Source organism: Streptomyces sediminimaris (assembly GCF_047049295.1).
Classification (GTDB): Bacteria; Actinomycetota; Actinomycetes; order Streptomycetales; family Streptomycetaceae; genus Streptomyces; species Streptomyces sediminimaris.
Map to the genome: position 1 here is coordinate 1,506,494 of NZ_JBJWOT010000001.1, position 16,040 is coordinate 1,522,533.

A 16,040-nucleotide genomic window follows, 5' to 3' on the forward strand; every position below is an offset into this window, starting at 1 on the left:
TGGGGGCGCGTTCGCCGGGCTTCCGGCACCGCGGCGGCTGCCTCAGATGCGCGGGGGCCGCGCCTCGTACGGCGTGGAGAGAACCACCGTCGTCCGGGTGGAGACGCCCGCCAGCGACCGCAGCCGCGCCAGCAGCTCCTCCAGTTCGTGCGGCGTCGCCACCCGGACCTTGAGGATGTAGTTCTCGTCGCCCGCGACGCTGTGGCAGGCCTCGATCTCGGGGACGCCGGCCAGCCGGTCGGCGATGTCGTCGGGGGCGCTGGGGTCGAACGGCTTGACCGAGATGAAGGCGGTCATGGGCAGCCCGACGGCCTCGGGGTCGACCACCGCGGCATAGCCGCGGATGACGCCACGCTGTTCCAGCCGGCGCACCCGCTGGTGCACGGCCGACGTGGACAGGCCCGTGGCCTTGCCCAGGTCTGTGTAGCTCATCCGCCCGTCCTTGACGAGCAGCTGCACGATCTGACGATCCAGCTCCTCCATGGCGCAAGAACCTACAGTGCGCCTGACCTCCCGGGATACCTCGGCAGCCCAGGTCATGCCCGGTTTGTGATGTGACCGCGCGCCGCAGGTGAGCCTTCCGGACGGCACCCGGGGAGGCATCTGCGGGCGGCATGTGACGAACGCCACAGCCCCCGAGACCGCTCCGTGATGTTCTCGTGATTACCGCCCTGACGGGACGGGAAGTGCTTGCTGTGGTCGAGGCCGCAGTGCCTGAACGGCCCAGCCCGAGGGGGAGAACCCATGCAGAGTCTTAAGCGCCCTGGCCGTACCGCGCCCAAGCGGCTCCAGGCGGTCACCGAGCCCGAGCCGGAGGGCGTCGAACCGGACGATTTCGACGACGAGTTCGACGCGTACGACACCTTCGAGATGTACCGGGTGATCTGCCCGGACTGCGCGCAGCCCATCGCGCTGCTGGCGGACGAGGAGGTGCTGCCGGAGCACGCGCTGTGCGCCTCGCCGTGGAACCCGTTCGGCCTGACGGTGTGCGCCGGTACCGGCCGCAGGGCCACCGAGGTCCGCGCCGCGGACGAGTCGTCCCGGCCCCAGGAACAGGAAACCGCCCTGCTGTTGACGCTCCCTCAGGGGCTCGACTGGCGGACGCAGCCGTTCTCGCACGTCGGCGGCCCGGGCTCGCGCCCCATCCGGGTCCCCGTGATGCGGCGCCAGGCCGCCTGAGCCGCCCGCGCCCCGATCCCCGTGACTGCCCCGCACCATGGCCGCGACCGCCGTGGTGCGGGATCAGCCCGCGCCCGCCGCGCCGGGCCTTCCCGGGTCCGGGCGGCCTGACGGCCGGTCAGGCCGCCGCGGGCGGTGGTGCGTCCGCGAACTCACGCCCGATTCCGCGGAAAGGTGACCTGTCGCCCACCCCCGCGTTGCCCTGGTATGGCCCCCACCTACTCCGCCGTCGGGCGTCCGCGCCGCCTGTTCGTTCCGCCCCCCACGGCTGCGGTGCCGCCCGCGCCGCCGCAGCCGCAGGATCCGCCGATCTACCGCGACCTGATGCGCACCTGGGCCGACCGGGGCCGCACGCTGCCGGGCCGCCACGACCCGGAGTGGGCCAGACTGGCGGCCCCGCAGGTCGCACCGGGTGAGTTCAGCGGGTTTCCGGACCCGCGACGTGACGGGCGATGACCATGCGCTGGATCTGGTTGGTGCCCTCGACGATCTGCAGCACCTTGGCCTCGCGCATGTACCGCTCCACCGGGAAGTCCGCGGTGTAGCCGTATCCACCGAGGATCTGCACGGCGTCCGTCGTCACCTTCATCGCCGTGTCCGTGCAGTGCAGCTTGGCCATGGCCGCCTGCTTGGCGAACGGCCGCCCGGCGTCGCGCAGCCGCGCCGCCGCCAGATACAGCGCCCGGCCCGCCTCGACCTGGGTCGCCATGTCCGCGAGCATGAAGCGCAGCCCCTGGAAGTCGGCGATGGGACGCCCGAACTGCTGCCGCCCGGTGGCGTAGGCGACGGCCTCGTCGAGCGCGGCCTGGGCGAGCCCGATGGCGCAGGCGGCGATGCCGAGCCGGCCGGAGTCGAGTGCGGACAGGGCGATCGCGAAGCCCTGGCCCTCCTCGCCGACGCGCCGCTCGTCCGGTACGCGCACCCCGTCGAAGTGGACCTGGGCGGTCGGTGAGCCCTTCATGCCCATCTTCTTCTCGGGTGCCGCGCTGCTGAGGCCGGCCGCGTCACCGGGGACCAGGAAGGCGGAGATCCCGCGCGGGCCGTCCTCGCCGGTGCGGGCCATGACCGTGTAGAAGTCGGCGATGCCGCCGTGCGTGATCCAGGCCTTCGTTCCGGACAGCACCCAGGCGTCGCCGTCCCGCACGGCCTTCGTACGCAGGGACGCGGCGTCGGATCCGGAGGACGGCTCGGACAGGCAGTAGGCGCCGAGCAGGCCACCGCCGAGCATCTCGGGCAGGTGCTCGACCTGCTGCTGCTTGGAGCCGTGGGTGGCGAGTGCGTAGGAGGCCAGCGTGTGCACGCTGACGCCGAGGCCGACGGTGAGACGGGCCGCGGCGAGCTCCTCGAGAACCTGCAGGTAGACCTCGTAGGGCTGGTCGCCGCCGCCGTATTCGGAGTCGTACGGCAGGCCGAGCAGGCCCGCCCGGGACAGGAGCGTGAAGACCTCGCGCGGGAAGCGTCCGGCTTCCTCCTCCTCGGCCGCCCCGGGTGCGATCTCGCGCTGGGCGATGTCGCGGACGAGCGAGATCAGATCCCGGGCCTCGTCCGTGGGCAGTTGACGGTCCACCGGCTGCGGGGCGCGGTCGGGCATGGCGACGCTCTCCTCCCTGTTTCGGGCACATCGGCGGACGCGCGCCTTGGGTGGGGCGGCTCCGCCGGGTCGTACTGAGGCCGGGCCGATGCTCCGCTCTCCCGGGTCTCGGAAGCGCCTGACCAGCGGCTGTGCGCTGTGAGTATGCCCGATCGGAGGCATCCCGTCACCAGTTAACGACCGCTCACTTCAAGAATATCCCGCCCGCCGCGGAAGCGCCGCGGATACCGCGTTCACGCCATGACGGCACGGAGGGCGGGTGCCCGGCGGCCGTGGTCGCCGGAAAGATCACGTGTGAGAAGCAGCAGGGGACCCGGCACGTTCGTACGGGAGCCGGTCGGGGCGGAGGCCCTCCGGGGTCATGCGTCCCGGCGTGCGGCGGGCGGGGCGGGATAGGACGGGTCCAGTTCCTCCACGGCCCGCATGGCGCCGCCGAGCATCTTGACCAGGAGTTCGCGCATCTGCTCGCGGGAGATCCGGGGGCGGTCGATCCAGTCGAGCGTGGCGCCCTCGACGCTGCACACCCAGGCGATCAGGCCCATGCGGGCGAGCGGGCTTATGTCGGTGCGGCCGTAGGCCCCTTCGGCGACGGTCGCGACGATCGCCTCGCGCACCCCGTCCCGGATGGCGTGCACCTCGGCGTCGAACCCCACGCCGCCGCTGACGATCGCGCGGAAGGCCGCCTGGTTGTGCTCGGCGTAGCGCAGATAGCCCTCCATGGTGCGGTGGACCCGGTCCACCTGCTCCAGCTCGGCGCCGCTCGCGGCGTAGGCGACCAGGTCGGCGACGGAGTCCTGGATGATCGCCAGGTAGTAGCCGCGCTTGGACTGGAAGTAGTAGTAGATCAGCCCCTTGGCGACATGCGCCTGCCGTGCGATGTCGTCCATGGACAGCGTGTCGTACGACGTGTCGGCGAACAACTTCCGCCCGATGGCGATGAGTTCGGCACGACGCGCAAGCGAGCGCTCGGTACCGCGCGCCCGGGGGCGGGTGGCCTCGCTCTGTTGGCTGATCTTCAATTTCGACCCTGGTCTCCAGCGGGCGGCGGGACCACCGCAGTATGTCAGAACAACCACGCCCACTCGTTCGAGTCCGATCGACGAGCGGGCGCGCGGAGATGTGGATCGGTGCGGGTCGGATCGCCGGCAGGGCCCCGGTCCCCCGGGGCCCTGCCGAAGCGCCGGACGGCTCAGCGCACGCCGACCGCCGCGAGCGCCCTGCGCTGGTGGGGCGTGGGACGCGCCGGGAAGTACAGGTAGCAGACGCCTCCGGTGCCGGAGACGACCTTGCCGGTGGCGTTGTAGCGCTTGGTGCGCAGCCAGATGTTCTCCCACTCGCGCCGCTTGTAGACGCGGCGCACCGCCTCGTCGCTGGGCGAGGCCGGGTCGTTGGCGATCACGTCGCCGTCGGCGGTGAAGCCGATGACCGTCATCAGGTGCCCCGAGGTGCCGTAGCCCGCCCCCGTCAGTTCCTTCTCGAGGAACGACTGGGACGTGATGGCCGGGATGCCGGCGGCGATCAGCGTCTCCAGGTCGGTGAGCGAGCCGAGCCGGGTGACCACGCCCTGCAGGCCCTTGTACGTCGCCGCGTAGGCCGCGTTGAACGGCCAGTTGCCGCAGCCCCCGTACTGGTAGTCGTAGGTGAAGCGGGCCGCGTGGTCCACCTGCGGGTCGGCGTAGCCCGGGTCCACCCAGGACAGCTGCTCGGGGGTGAGGCGGCCGCCCCAGTACTCGATGATCATCTGCGACGAGGTGGGGCTGCACCAGGCCTCGCCACCGTTGTCGTACTCGGGGTACTGGCCCTTGTGGATCTCCTGCGAGTAGCGCGGCACGATCAGTTCCTGGGCGAGGCCTGGCGTCGAGGCCGGGACCGTGAAGCGGTCGGGGATGTCGGAGCCCATCGCGCCCAGCCGCCAGACGGTGGGGGTCAGCCGGGTGCCCGGCTTGCGGTAGAGGGTGAGGCGGAGGCGGTAGGAGACCAGGCGCAGGCCCGTCGTCGCGTCGTCGATCGCGAAGGTGTCCGTCCAGATCGTGCTCCTGCCGTCGGTCTGGCCGTCCACCGAGGTCCGCTTGATGTCCTGGTCGCCGGCCGCCCAGCGGCCCATCACGTACCAGGGGGTCTCGGTGCCGTCGGAGTACGTTCCGTGCAGTTCGACCTGGAGCCAGGTGCCGGCCGGGGTGTGGGCGTTCCAGGAGGCGATGGCCTCGGTGGAGGGGACGCGGAGCCGGTGGACGGGGGACGTCCAGGTCGCGTACTCCCAGGTGGCGGTGGTACCGGTGTGCGGGTCCGTGTAGTCCGTCGTACCGGCGGGGGCGGCGATCGCCACGCCCGGCCGGGCGCCCGCGACGGCGCGGACGCCCTTCGCGGTGCCGCAACGCCAGTCGTGGTGCGTGGTCCAGGCGCGGTAGTCGACCGGCCGGGCCGGGGCCTTCGCGGCCTCGGCGACCCCGGCGGTGACCGCCGGGCCCACCACTGCCGCGGCGACGGCGGCGGCCAGAACGGTTCTGCGGGACGGCTTTTCGGCTCTGCTCATGGGTGGAATGACCCCCGGGTGTCCGAGTCGGTACGGTTCCAAAGGCGGTGCTGCGCTGTGCTGCGTGTGCGCCAACTATGGCCGCGGCCGGGACGTCCTGCCAGCACTTCGGACCATGCCACGCCCATGAATATTGGTCTCGACCACTGGCATGACCTGCTGAACCCCGGTGCCCGGCGGGCCGCGCGCGGGGCACGCCGGGCACCGGGCGTCAGATCAGGTCCATCGCCGCGACCTCGTCGGGGCGGCCGTAGCTGACCGGGCCCTGGAAGCGGCGGCGGGCGGTGGCGAACCACCAGACCGTGGCGACGGCCAGGACGACGGCGAGGGCGATCGGCGCGTAGTTGAAGGAGTCGACGGTGATCGGCGATGCCTGCGGCAGCATGAACAGCAGGCTGCTGAGCAGGATCCACGTCACCGCGACCACGCCCACCGGACGGCCCCAGCGGCCCAGGTTCCACGGACCCGCCTGGAACTCGCCGCCCAGCCGCAGCCGCAGCAGGATCGGCACGCCGTAGGCGAGGAAGAGACCGACGACGTTGACGCTGACGATCGCGGTGAACGCGGTGTGCGACCACCAGCCGGGCAGGACCAGGGCCAGCGAGCAGCCGACCGCGAGCCAGACGGCGTTGACGGGGGTGCGGGTGCGCGGGGAGACGGTGTGCCACCAGCGGGAGCCGGGCATCGCGCCGTCCCGGGAGAACGCGAAGATCTGCCGGGTGTTGCTGGTCAGATTCGCCAGGCCGCAGAAGAGCATGGCTCCGATCACGATCAGCAGGAGCACCTTGGCGGTGGTGAGGCCGAGCCCGTCCAGCAGAATCTGGACGGGCGGAGCGGAAGCGCTCGCCACATGGTCGTAGTCACGAATGCTGTAGACCAGGGCGAGCATGAGGACCAGCCCGGTGATCGCCGAGCAACCGATCGCCCGCGTGATCCCCTTCGGGGCGTTCACGGTGGCCCGCACCGTTTCCTCCGACATGTGGAAGCTGCCGTCGAAGCCGGTGAAGGTCCAGCTGGTGACCAGCAGGCCGAGCATGCCGCCGTAAAGCCCGTTGGTGAAACCGGTGTTGTTCGCGAAATGCGTGACGAAGGACGCCGGGCGGTGCTGGTCGGGGCCGGCGGCCAGGGCACCCACGATCACCACGAGACCGATCAGCAGCCACCACACGGAGATGCGGTTGAGCAGGGCGACCAGTTGGACGGTGTAGGTGTTGGCCAGCCCCTGGACCACGATGATCAGCGCCGTGACCAGCACGGTCTGGTGGGCGGTCGGCACGTAGGAGGGCCACTGCAGGGCGATGAGGGCCTCGATGAAGGTGGCGGCGGCGTAGCCCGTGGCCGCCGTGCCGCCTATCTGCCCGACGAAGTTCAGCCAGCCGGTGTACCACGACCAGGCGCCCCGGTGCCGTCTGGCGAGTTTCCCGGCGGAGAAGTAGAGCGCGCCGCTCGTCGGATAGGCGGAGGCGACCTCCGCCATCGCGAGACCGACGAAGAGCACCATGACGGAGACGCCGATCCAGCCGAACACCAGAATGCGGGGACCGCCGGCGTTCATTCCGAATCCGAAACTCGAGAAAATACCCGAGATGATGTTGATGATGGTGAACGAGATGGCGAAATTGTCGAACGCCTTGAAGCGCCGGGTGAGTTTTCTCGGATAACCCATCGCGTGCAGAGTGGCGTCGTCGTCGGGTTCGGTCCGTTCTGCGGTGCGTTCTGACACGTACCGGCCTTTCTCTGTGGGGGGTTCTCCTGCTAGGCGGGAACGGGGAGGCCGCAGGCGCGGCGGGCCCGGGACAGCTGCTCGGCCGGCTCGCCGAACGCGGACCAGGGCATGCGGGAGGCGTACGGCCCGGTCGCCGCGAAGACCGCGCGCGCCTCGAACTCGCACTTGCCCATGACCAGCGCGTGCGCGAGGTAGGCCAGGTCGAGCACCGGGGTGAAGCGGTATCGCGCGACCGCGGGCAGCCAGTTCTGGTAGATCGCGAGGGACGTGGAGCGCCACTGCGGCTGTTCCCAGACGCTGTCGGCGAGCAGTTGGGCCGGGTTGTAGCTCTCCACGAGGGCGACGAGCGGCAGCAGGCGCAGCGGGGAGTCGAGGGGCGCGCGCTGGCCGAGGAAGGCGGCGACGTCCCAGGCGGCGTTCACCGGGCCGCCGTTGCGGCTGAAGAAGCAGGCCAGGAAGCGGTGGTGGGCCTCGCGGTGCCACGGGTCGAGGGACAGCACGTGCGCGAAGAGCCGCCAGGGGCCGGGCGGCGCGGTGAGCAGCCCCCGGGGGGCGGGGTCGCCGAGGCGGTGCAGCCGGGCCATGGTCAGCCGGGCCGTCCAGGGCGTGGGATCGCCCGGGTTCGCCCTCGCCGCCCGGTCACAGGCGGCGAGCGCGATCCGCTCCAGCGTGCCGGCCCGCTCGTCGCGCGCGTCGGCCGCGCGCACCGCCCGCAGCACCGCCACCCGGGCCCACAGCAGCGCGGCCTCGGGGCTCGGCTCCTCGTCCAGCCAGCGCTCGGTGAGGTCGGAGTCGGCGGCCTCCGAGGCGAGGACCAGGGAGCGGTGGGCCCGCAGCCCGAAGTCCCCGCGCGTTTCGGCGAGCGCCTCATGGGCGCTGCGGTAGCGGCCGGCCCGCACGTCGAGGCACACGTTCGCGAGCAGGCGGTCGTCCGCCGCCGGATGCCACACGTACTGCCCCTCGAATAACCCGGCGGCCATCTGCTCCTGTCTCCCCGTACGACGCCTCGCAGTTGCGCACCTGTACCTTACTCAGCGGCGAGCACAACCGGAACGCGGTTTTCGACCTGGCGCGCCGTGGTTATCGGACCGGAATACGGCCGGACGACGGCCGCCGGTAACTAGTTCAATGCCGCACTATTTCCGGCCCGCCCGTCCGCCCCGGGCCCCGCCCGCCGGTAGAATGTTCCCGCCGAATATGCCCGTGCCGCACCGCCCGAGGAAACGACCATTCACCACCTCGCCTCCCGGCTCCGCCGCCTCCCGCCGTCCTGCGGCCCGGTCCGCCTGATCGGCCTCGACGGACACGCGGGCTCCGGGAAGTCGACCTTCGCCGGGCGGCTGGCCCGCGCTCTCGACGGGGCACCCGTGCTGCGCCTGGACGACATCGCCAGCCATGACGAGCTGTTCGAGTGGACCGGCCGGCTGCTGGCCCAGGTGATCGAGCCCCTCGGCCGCGGCGAGAGCGCCCACTACGCCCCCTACGACTGGCGGGCCCGCCGCTTCGGACCGCCCCGCACCCTGCCGCCCGCGCCGGTGGTCCTGATCGAGGGCGTCGGCGCCGGCCGCCGTGCGCTGCGCCCGCACCTCGCGGCACTGCTGTGGATGGACGTGCCGCGGGAGGAGTCCTGGCGTCGCGGACGCGAGCGGGACGGGGAGGAGCAGCGCGCGTTCTGGGCCGGGTGGGTCGGAGCGGAACGGCGACACTTCGCCGAAGACCCCTCACGGCCGTTCGCCGACCTCCTGGTACACCAGTCGGAGAAGGGGTACGAGGTGCTTCCGGGGCCGGTGAAGTCCCCTGGAGCGGACCGGTCACTTACACAGGGTGACGGACCAGCGGCGGTGTGCTGAACTCGTGAAGACCATCTCGGGGAAGTTCCCGGACTGCCTCAACTCCGCTTGACCCAGCGGCCGTACAGGTCTTACGTTCTGAATGTGCGGCCCCTGGAGGCCGCCTGCAGACGCGAAGCCCCCGGTTGTTCCCCCGTGATCGGGGGCTTCGTTCTGCCCACACCCCACCTTTCCGGACGCTCCGCGGCGTGGTCCGCTCACCCAGGGTCACCGTCCGAAGTGCGCCCCATCTGCTCCCACCTCGTCAAACGGCCCGTGCGGCACCCTTCGGCGGGCGACACCCGCGCAGGTACGATGCCCTCGGTGCGACCTGACGGACGGCTGCGCGCACCGCAACTCCGGTCCGGTGCACGGCGGTTCGATCTGGGCGGCCTGCGGACGACGGTCCGGCGGTCAACCGACGGGGGCACGGTTTGTGGGGGACGTGATGGACTTCGGCACGCGGGGCCCCGAGGCCCCGGCCGACCTCGCCTGGCTGCGAGGTGTGGACGCCTACACGATGGGCGCCTATCCGCAGGCGGAGGAGGAGTTCCGGGCCGCGGTCCGGATGGATCCGGGCATGGCCGACGGCTGGCTCGGCCTGCACGCGCTGCGCGTGGACACGACGACCGCGCTGTTACGGATGTTCCGGCACCGGGACCGCTTCGGCGAACAGCGCGCCCGGCACCGCCGCTCCCTCAACTCCTGGTACTGGCTCGGCTGGTGGGTGCAGCCCGTGCTGGAGAGCCCGCGCGATCTGCTGCTCGCGCACGCCTCGCACTGGCTGGACGGGCGTCATGTCCCGGAGCTGGACCGGGCGCTCGCCGGCCTGCCGCCCGTGGACACCGACCCGCAGGTCCGCTTCCTGCACGCCTGCCGCGCCTATCTCGTCAAGGACTGGGACCAGCTCGTACGGCACACCGACCCGCTGATCGCGGACGCCCTGCTCGGCATCGAGGCGGGTCTGTTCGGCGGCATGGCACGGGTGCGCCTGGAGATGTACGGGCAGGCCGAACCCCTCCTCGCGGCCGCCCTGATGCGCTGCCGCAGCGAGCAGCCGCAGCGCAAGGAGCTGCGCTACTGGCTGGCGCGGGCGCACGAGGGCACGGGCCGCTCGGCCGCCGCACTCCCCCTGTACCGGGCCGTGCACCGCGTCGACCCCGCCTTCATGGACACCTCGGCCCGGCTCGCGGCGATCGCCGAGGGCGACGGCTACGACGAGGCCACCGACCTCGCGGCGATCACCCTCTCCGGCGGCCAGGACGCCCTGGAGGGCCCCGACACCCTGGACCCGCTCTTCGGCGCCGACGGCCGGGACCTCCGGCTGCCCGACTCCGACCTGCCGCCGGTCGGCCCGCTCCCGCCGGTGATCGACCCGGCGGTGCGGCAGAAGACGACCGGCCCGTCCGGCTCTCCGCTGCCCCCGGGCCCCACCGATCCCCTGCTGCTGGAGGAGGCGCTCGCCGAACTGGAGCGCATGGTGGGGTTGGAGCCGGTGAAGCGCCAGGTCAAGGCGCTGTCCGCCCAGTTGAACATGGCGCGGCTGCGCGCCGGCCAGGGCCTGCCGGTCCAGCCGCCGAAGCGGCACTTCGTCTTCTCCGGGCCCTCCGGCACCGGCAAGACCACCGTGGCCCGCATCCTCGGCCGTGTCTTCTACGCCCTCGGCCTGCTCGGCGGCGACCACCTCGTCGAGGCCCAGCGCGCCGACCTGGTGGGCGAGTACCTGGGCCAGACGGCCGTGAAGGCCAACGAGCTCATCGACTCCGCGATCGGCGGCGTGCTCTTCGTCGACGAGGCCTACTCGCTCTCCAACTCCGGCTACGGCAAGGGGGACGCCTACGGCGACGAGGCGCTCCAGGTGCTGCTGAAGCGGGCCGAGGACAACCGCGACCACCTCGTGGTCATCCTGGCCGGCTATCCGGAGGGCATGGACCGCCTCCTGGCCGCCAACCCGGGCCTGTCCTCCCGCTTCACCACCCGCGTCGACTTCCCGTCCTACCGCCCGCTCGAACTCACCTCCATCGGCGAGGTGCTGGCCGCGGAGAACGGTGACGCATGGGACGAGGAAGCCCTCGACGAGCTGCGCTCGATCGCCGGGCACGTGGTGGACCAGGGGTGGATCGACGAGCTCGGCAACGGCCGCTTCCTGCGGACGCTGTACGAGAAGAGCTGCGCCTACCGCGACCTGCGGCTGTCGACGTACCCGGGGACGCCGTCACGCGACGACCTGGCGACCCTGCGGCTGCCGGATCTGATGCAGGCGTACGGAGAGGTGCTGTCGGGCCGGGGGCCGCAGGATCCGTCACCGATGTGACGGACCCGGCGGCCCCCGGGTGCTCCAGGCGCCGGGGGACCCGCCGGTCAGCCGGTCAGCGCGTTCTCCGGCTCGCCGCTGGGGCGCGGCTCGGTCACCTTCACCGGCGGCACGTCGCGGTGCGCCGGGTCGGTGACCTCGCCGACCAGGAGTTCCAGGACGTCCTCCAGGGCGACCAGGCCCAGCACCCGGCCGGACGCGTCGGCCACCTGGGCCAGATGCGTGGCGGCCCGGCGCATGACCGTCAGGGCGTCGTCCAGCGGGAGTTCGGAGCGCAGGGTCGTCATGGGGCGCCACAGCTGCTGCGGCACCGCCCGGTCGGAGTCCTCCAGGTCCAGTACGTCCTTCACGTGCAGGTAGCCCATGAAGGCGCCGTTCTCCGCGGCGAGCGGGAAACGCGAGTAGCCGGTGCGCGCGGTGAGCTCGACGATCCGGCCCGGTGTCACCGACGGCGCCACCGTCACCAGCGACTCCCGCCCCAGCAGCACGTCGGTCACCGGGCGGGAGCCCAGCTCCAGCGCGTCCTCCAGGCGTTCCTGCTCCTCGGGGTCGAGCAGCCCGGCCTGACCGGAGTCCTCCACCAGGCGGTTGAGCTGCTCACTGGTGAAGACGGCCTCGACCTCGTCCTTCGGCTCGACCCGGAACAGCAGCAGGACGCCCTTCGCGCAGGCGCCGAGGGAGACGGTGATCGGCCTGCACAGCCGGGCGAAGGCGACCAGGCCGGGGCTGAGCCACAGCGCGGCCTTCTCCGGCGCGGCCATCGCCAGGTTCTTCGGGACCATCTCGCCGATGACGAGGTGGAAGAAGACCACCGCGGCGAGCGCGATGACGTAACCCAGCGGGTGGATCATCCCGTCCGGCAGTCGGATCCACCCGAAGACCGGTTCCAGCAGATGCGCCACGGTCGGTTCGGCGACCGCGCCGAGGGTCAGCGAGCAGACGGTGATGCCGAACTGCGCCGCGGCCATCATCTGCGGCAGCCGCTCCAGGCCGTAGAGGACCTGGCGGGCCCGGGCCGTGCCGAGCGGTTCGATCTGGCTGCGGCGCACGGACACCAGCGCGAACTCGGCCCCGACGAAGAAGCCGTTGGCGAGCACCAGCAGTGCGGCGAACAGGAGTTGGAGCACGCTCACCGGGCCACCTCCACGACCGGTCCGGTCCTGACCAGCCGGACCCGCTCGGCGCGGTAGTGCCCCACCCGGCGCACGGTCAGCCGCCAGCCCGGCAGCTCGGCCTTGTCGCCGACGGCCGGGATCCGCCCCAGCCGGTCGGCGACCAGACCGGCGACGGTCTCGTACGGTCCCTCGGGCACGTCGAGGCCTATGCGCTGCAGGATGTCGACGCGGCAGCTGCCGTCGGCGTCCCAGGTCGGCCTGCCGTCCTCCGGCGGGGCGGCGGCGAGTTCGGGCACGTCCTGCCCGTCGTGCTCGTCGCGGACCTCGCCGACGATCTCCTCGACGATGTCCTCCAGCGTCACCACGCCCGCCGTGCCGCCGTACTCGTCCACGACGACGGCGATGGGCTGCTCGCTGCGCAGCTGGGCCAGCAGCGGCTGGACCGGCAGCGTCTCGGGGACCAGCAGGGCCGGGCGGGCGATGCGGCCGACGGGCGTGCGCAGCCGGTCGTGCGCCGGAACCGCCAGGGCGTCCTTGAGGTGGACCATGCCGACGACCTCGTCGATCCGCTCCCGGTAGACCGGGAAACGGGACAGGCCGGTGGCCCGGGTGAGGTTGACCACGTCCTCGGCGGTCGCCGACGACTGCAGCGCGCTGACCTTCACCCGCGGCGTCATGACGTGCTGCGCGGTCAGCTCACCGAGCGACAGGGTCCGTACGAACAGGTCGGCCGTGTCCTGTTCCAGGGCGCCGGCCTGCGCGGAGTGCCGGGCCAGCGAGACGAGCTCGCCCGGGGTGCGGGCGGAGGCCAGCTCGTCGGCGGGCTCGACCCCCAGGGCGCGCACCAGCCGGTTGGCCACCGTGTTCAGCGCGGCGATGACCGGGCGGAACAGGCGGGCGAAGACGTGCTGCGGGCCGGCGACGAAGCGCGCGACCTGCATCGGCCGGGACACCGCCCAGTTCTTGGGCACGAGTTCGCCGATCACCATCTGCACGGCGGAGGCCAGCAGCATGCCGACGACCACCGCGATGCCCGGGACCGCGCCCCGGGGAATGCCGATCGCGGTGAACGGGCCGTGCAGCAGCCGCGCCAGGGACGGCTCGGCGAGCATGCCGACCACCAGGGAGGTGATGGTGATGCCGAGCTGGGTGCCGGAGAGCTGGAAGGACAGCTGGCTGAGCGACTCGGCGACCCTGCGGGCCCGCTTGTCGCCTTCGGCGGCGGCCCTCTCGGCGTCCGTCGTCTCGACGGTGACCAGGCCGAACTCGGCGGCCACGAAGAAGCCGTTGGCGAGGATCAGCAGGAAGGCCGCTGCGAGAAGCAGCAGGGAGGTGGTCATGATGCCGCCGCCTCGTTATGCCGTGAGGGGGCGGCGCAGGTACTGCAGGACGATCCGTCCATCGCTGGAGGGAGTCACTCCTCGGGTAGCAGGGGGCCGCCGGGGGCCGGTGGAGGACCGGCCGGAACACCGGCGGCGGAGGCGCAACGACAGCGCCTCCGACAACAGATTAATCAAGACAGGGGGCAGTACGGCAGGGTCGGCCTCACCGAGTCGGCCGGGAGACCGCCCGCGTCAGTCCCGGCGCTGCTCGGGATCCCGGATGGACCGCGCCTCGGTGAGCGCGCGCAGCGTGCGTGCGTCGGCGATGGCCCGCTCCTTGGCGATGCCCGGCTGGATGCCCAGCGCCGGCAGGCTGGTGCCGTCGCTGAGGTCGAGGAAGACCCAGGGGTCGCCGGGGCGCAGGTTCACCCGCAGGATCTCGGCCCATTCCAGGTGCCGCCTGCCGGCGATGTTGACGACGGTGACGCCGGACTCGTCGGCGACCACCTTCACCCGGGCCAGCAGGGCGAGTATGCCGAACAGGAGCGCCCCCGTGACGACGAAGCTCAGGCGCTCGCCCGGACCGAGTTCCTCCAGCAGCAGTGCGACCACCGTGATGACGACGAAGATCACGACGCCGGAGACGAGCAGGACGGCGCGCGTGCGGCCGGGCCGGAAGGTGACGGGGAGAGCGGGCAGGTCGGACATGCTTCTGCGCCCCTCAGAGACGGCAGGCGTGGATGGCCGTGGTCAGGATGGCCCGGGCGCCGATCGCGTACAGGTCGTCCATGATGCGCTGGGCGTCCCGGGTGGGGACCATGGCGCGGACGGCGACCCAGCCCTCGTTGTGCAGCGGGGAGATGGTCGGCGACTCCAGTCCCGGGGTGAGGGCCACGGCCTTCTCCAGCTGCTCGACGCGGCAGTCGTAGTCCATCATCACGTACGTCCGCGCCACCAGGACACCCTGGAGGCGGCGCAGGAACTGCTGGACCTTGGGCTCGGCGGCCTCTTCGCCGCCGGCGCCGGTGCGGCGGATGACGACGGCCTCGGACTTCATGATCGGCTCGCCGAAGACCTCCAGGCCGGCGTTGCGCAGCGAGGTGCCGGTCTCGACGACGTCGGCGATGACCTCGGCGACGCCGAGTTCGATCGCCGTCTCCACGGCGCCGTCGAGGTGGACGACGGAGGCGTCGACGCCGTGCTCGGCGAGGTGGCCCTCGACGATGCCCTCGTAGGAGGTGGCGACGGTCCGGCCCTTGAGGTCGGCCAGGCCGTCGGCCGTGCCCGGCTTGGCCGCGAAGCGGAAGGTCGAGCGGGCGAAGCCGAGCGGCAGGATCTCCTCGGCGTCGGCGCCGGAGTCGATCAGCAGGTCGCGGCCGGTGATGCCGATGTCGAGCCGGCCGGAGGAGACGTAGATCGCGATGTCGCGGGGGCGCAGGTAGAAGAACTCGACCTCGTTGGACGGGTCGACGGTCCGCAGTTCCTTGGACTCCCGGCGCTGCCGGTAGCCGGCCTCATGCAGCATCTCCGCCGCAGGGCCTGACAGGGAACCCTTGTTGGGGACGGCGATGCGCAGCATGAGGTCGGCTTCCTTTTTCTCGGTGTGTCGGGTGGGTGTACGGACCGGGGCGCTCACAGGTGGGCGTAGACGTCGTCCAGGGAGATCCCGCGGGCGACCATCATCACCTGGACGTGGTACAGCAGCTGCGAGATCTCCTCGGCGGCCGCCTCCTTGCCCTCGTACTCGGCGGCCATCCAGACCTCGGCGGCCTCTTCGACGACCTTCTTGCCGATGGCATGGACGCCCTTGCCGACCAGTTCCGCGGTGCGGGAGGAGGCGGGATCGCCGTGCGCGGCCTTGTGCCGGAGCTCGGTGAAGAGCTCCTCGAACGTCTTCTTGGACATGATGACGCTCAGCCTATGCCACGCGGGCCCCGCGTCAGCGCCACGGTTCGGATACCGAGCGGAGGGTCGCCGCGGTCGCCACCGCCGCCGTCACCGCCTCGTGCCCCTTGTCCTCGCTGGAGCCGGCCAGGCCGGCGCGGTCCAGGGCCTGCTCCTCGGTGTCACAGGTGAGCACGCCGAAGCCGACGGGGACGCCGGTGTCGACGCAGACCTGGGTGAGGCCCTGGGTCACGCCCTGGCACACGAAGTCGAAGTGGGGGGTCCCGCCGCGGATGACGACGCCGAGGGCGACCACGGCGTCGTAGCCGCGGCCCGCGAGGGCCTTGGCGACCACCGGGAGCTCCCAGCTGCCGGGGACCCGCAGCAGGGTCGGCTCGTCGATCCCCAGGTCGCGCAGGGCGCGCAGGGCGCCGTCCACCAGGCCGTCCATCACCTTTTCGTGCCACTGCGCCGCGATGACGGCGACCCGCAGGTCCCCGACGTTCCGTACGGACAGCTCCGGTGCGCCCTTGCCGCTCACGTTCCC

The 16,040-nt window shown here is 72.0% G+C and carries 15 protein-coding genes; 3 read left to right on the forward strand and 12 right to left on the reverse strand.

What is annotated here, in order from left to right; all coding sequences use genetic code 11:
• Nucleotides 1-42: 42 nt before the first annotated feature.
• Nucleotides 43-483, reverse strand: a complete 441-nt coding sequence (locus tag ACJ9NR_RS07010; RefSeq protein WP_004002750.1) for an Lrp/AsnC family transcriptional regulator — start codon at nt 481-483, stop codon at nt 43-45.
• 261 nt (nt 484-744) lie between these two features.
• On the opposite strand from ACJ9NR_RS07010, the gene ACJ9NR_RS07015 reads away from it, so the two are divergent.
• On the forward strand, nt 745-1,179 hold the full coding sequence (locus ACJ9NR_RS07015; protein ID WP_412489174.1) for a hypothetical protein: 435 nt from the start codon (nt 745-747) through the stop codon (nt 1,177-1,179).
• Nucleotides 1,180-1,597: 418 nt separating this feature from the next.
• On the opposite strand, the gene ACJ9NR_RS07020 is transcribed toward ACJ9NR_RS07015, so the two are convergent.
• From ACJ9NR_RS07020 to ACJ9NR_RS07040, 5 genes are all read right to left on the reverse strand, one after another.
• Nucleotides 1,598-2,770, reverse strand: a complete 1,173-nt coding sequence (locus ACJ9NR_RS07020; RefSeq protein WP_412489173.1) for an acyl-CoA dehydrogenase family protein — start codon at nt 2,768-2,770, stop codon at nt 1,598-1,600.
• A gap of 359 nt (nt 2,771-3,129) precedes the next feature.
• Nucleotides 3,130-3,789 carry a TetR/AcrR family transcriptional regulator gene (locus ACJ9NR_RS07025; protein WP_412489172.1) on the reverse strand — a complete coding sequence of 220 codons (660 nt, stop codon included), beginning with the start codon at nt 3,787-3,789 and terminating at the stop codon, nt 3,130-3,132.
• 170 nt (nt 3,790-3,959) lie between these two features.
• Entirely contained in the window at nt 3,960-5,303 is a 1,344-nt protein-coding gene (locus ACJ9NR_RS07030; RefSeq protein WP_412489171.1) for a C39 family peptidase, read from the reverse strand.
• Nucleotides 5,304-5,514: 211 nt separating this feature from the next.
• Nucleotides 5,515-6,969 (reverse strand): amino acid permease, encoded by a 1,455-nt coding sequence (locus ACJ9NR_RS07035; RefSeq protein ID WP_412490499.1) that lies wholly within the window; start codon nt 6,967-6,969, stop codon nt 5,515-5,517.
• Nucleotides 6,970-7,058: 89 nt separating this feature from the next.
• Nucleotides 7,059-8,009: a hypothetical protein gene (locus ACJ9NR_RS07040; RefSeq protein ID WP_412489170.1), complete on the reverse strand. Its 951-nt coding sequence runs from the start codon at nt 8,007-8,009 to the stop codon at nt 7,059-7,061.
• 249 nt (nt 8,010-8,258) lie between these two features.
• On the opposite strand from ACJ9NR_RS07040, the gene ACJ9NR_RS07045 reads away from it, so the two are divergent.
• On the forward strand, nt 8,259-8,879 hold the full coding sequence (locus tag ACJ9NR_RS07045; protein WP_412490498.1) for a uridine kinase family protein: 621 nt from the start codon (nt 8,259-8,261) through the stop codon (nt 8,877-8,879).
• Between the two features lie 427 nt (nt 8,880-9,306).
• Nucleotides 9,307-11,172: an AAA family ATPase gene (locus tag ACJ9NR_RS07050; RefSeq protein WP_412489169.1), complete on the forward strand. Its 1,866-nt coding sequence runs from the start codon at nt 9,307-9,309 to the stop codon at nt 11,170-11,172.
• A gap of 47 nt (nt 11,173-11,219) precedes the next feature.
• On the opposite strand, the gene ACJ9NR_RS07055 is transcribed toward ACJ9NR_RS07050, so the two are convergent.
• The 6 genes from ACJ9NR_RS07055 to ribH all read right to left on the reverse strand — a co-directional run bounded on the left by ACJ9NR_RS07055 (nt 11,220) and on the right by ribH (nt 16,034).
• On the reverse strand, nt 11,220-12,305 hold the full coding sequence (locus ACJ9NR_RS07055; protein ID WP_412489168.1) for a hemolysin family protein: 1,086 nt from the start codon (nt 12,303-12,305) through the stop codon (nt 11,220-11,222).
• A complete protein-coding gene (locus ACJ9NR_RS07060; RefSeq protein WP_412489167.1) occupies nt 12,302-13,627 on the reverse strand; it encodes a hemolysin family protein in 1,326 nt (441 codons plus the stop codon). The genes ACJ9NR_RS07055 and ACJ9NR_RS07060 overlap by 4 nt, the downstream gene beginning before the upstream one ends.
• A 234-nt stretch (nt 13,628-13,861) precedes the next feature.
• The gene (locus tag ACJ9NR_RS07065) at nt 13,862-14,317 is read right to left on the reverse strand and encodes a PH domain-containing protein (RefSeq protein ID WP_412489166.1); all 456 of its coding nucleotides are present in this window, start codon (nt 14,315-14,317) and stop codon (nt 13,862-13,864) included.
• Between the two features lie 13 nt (nt 14,318-14,330).
• Entirely contained in the window at nt 14,331-15,188 is an 858-nt protein-coding gene (hisG, locus tag ACJ9NR_RS07070) for an ATP phosphoribosyltransferase (protein WP_412489165.1), read from the reverse strand.
• Nucleotides 15,189-15,241: 53 nt separating this feature from the next.
• A complete protein-coding gene (locus tag ACJ9NR_RS07075) occupies nt 15,242-15,514 on the reverse strand; it encodes a phosphoribosyl-ATP diphosphatase (protein WP_412489164.1) in 273 nt (90 codons plus the stop codon).
• Nucleotides 15,515-15,548: 34 nt separating this feature from the next.
• On the reverse strand, nt 15,549-16,034 hold the full coding sequence (gene ribH, locus ACJ9NR_RS07080; RefSeq protein WP_412489163.1) for a 6,7-dimethyl-8-ribityllumazine synthase: 486 nt from the start codon (nt 16,032-16,034) through the stop codon (nt 15,549-15,551).
• Nucleotides 16,035-16,040 lie beyond the last annotated feature (6 nt).

Excerpts from the sequence above, each read along its gene's own strand:
- ACJ9NR_RS07010 (WP_004002750.1), bottom strand. The coding sequence starts at position 483 with ATGGAGGAGCTGGATCGTCAGATCGTGCAGCTGCTCGTCAAGGACGGG.
- ACJ9NR_RS07015 (WP_412489174.1), top strand. The coding sequence starts at position 745 with ATGCAGAGTCTTAAGCGCCCTGGCCGTACCGCGCCCAAGCGGCTCCAG.
- ACJ9NR_RS07020 (WP_412489173.1), bottom strand. The coding sequence starts at position 2,770 with ATGCCCGACCGCGCCCCGCAGCCGGTGGACCGTCAACTGCCCACGGAC.
- ACJ9NR_RS07030 (WP_412489171.1), bottom strand. The coding sequence starts at position 5,303 with ATGAGCAGAGCCGAAAAGCCGTCCCGCAGAACCGTTCTGGCCGCCGCC.
- ACJ9NR_RS07035 (WP_412490499.1), bottom strand. The coding sequence starts at position 6,969 with ATGGGTTATCCGAGAAAACTCACCCGGCGCTTCAAGGCGTTCGACAAT.
- ACJ9NR_RS07040 (WP_412489170.1), bottom strand. The coding sequence starts at position 8,009 with ATGGCCGCCGGGTTATTCGAGGGGCAGTACGTGTGGCATCCGGCGGCG.
- ACJ9NR_RS07050 (WP_412489169.1), top strand. The coding sequence starts at position 9,307 with ATGGACTTCGGCACGCGGGGCCCCGAGGCCCCGGCCGACCTCGCCTGG.
- ACJ9NR_RS07060 (WP_412489167.1), bottom strand. The coding sequence starts at position 13,627 with ATGACCACCTCCCTGCTGCTTCTCGCAGCGGCCTTCCTGCTGATCCTC.
- ACJ9NR_RS07065 (WP_412489166.1), bottom strand. The coding sequence starts at position 14,317 with ATGTCCGACCTGCCCGCTCTCCCCGTCACCTTCCGGCCCGGCCGCACG.
- hisG (WP_412489165.1), bottom strand. The coding sequence starts at position 15,188 with ATGCTGCGCATCGCCGTCCCCAACAAGGGTTCCCTGTCAGGCCCTGCG.
- ACJ9NR_RS07075 (WP_412489164.1), bottom strand. The coding sequence starts at position 15,514 with ATGTCCAAGAAGACGTTCGAGGAGCTCTTCACCGAGCTCCGGCACAAG.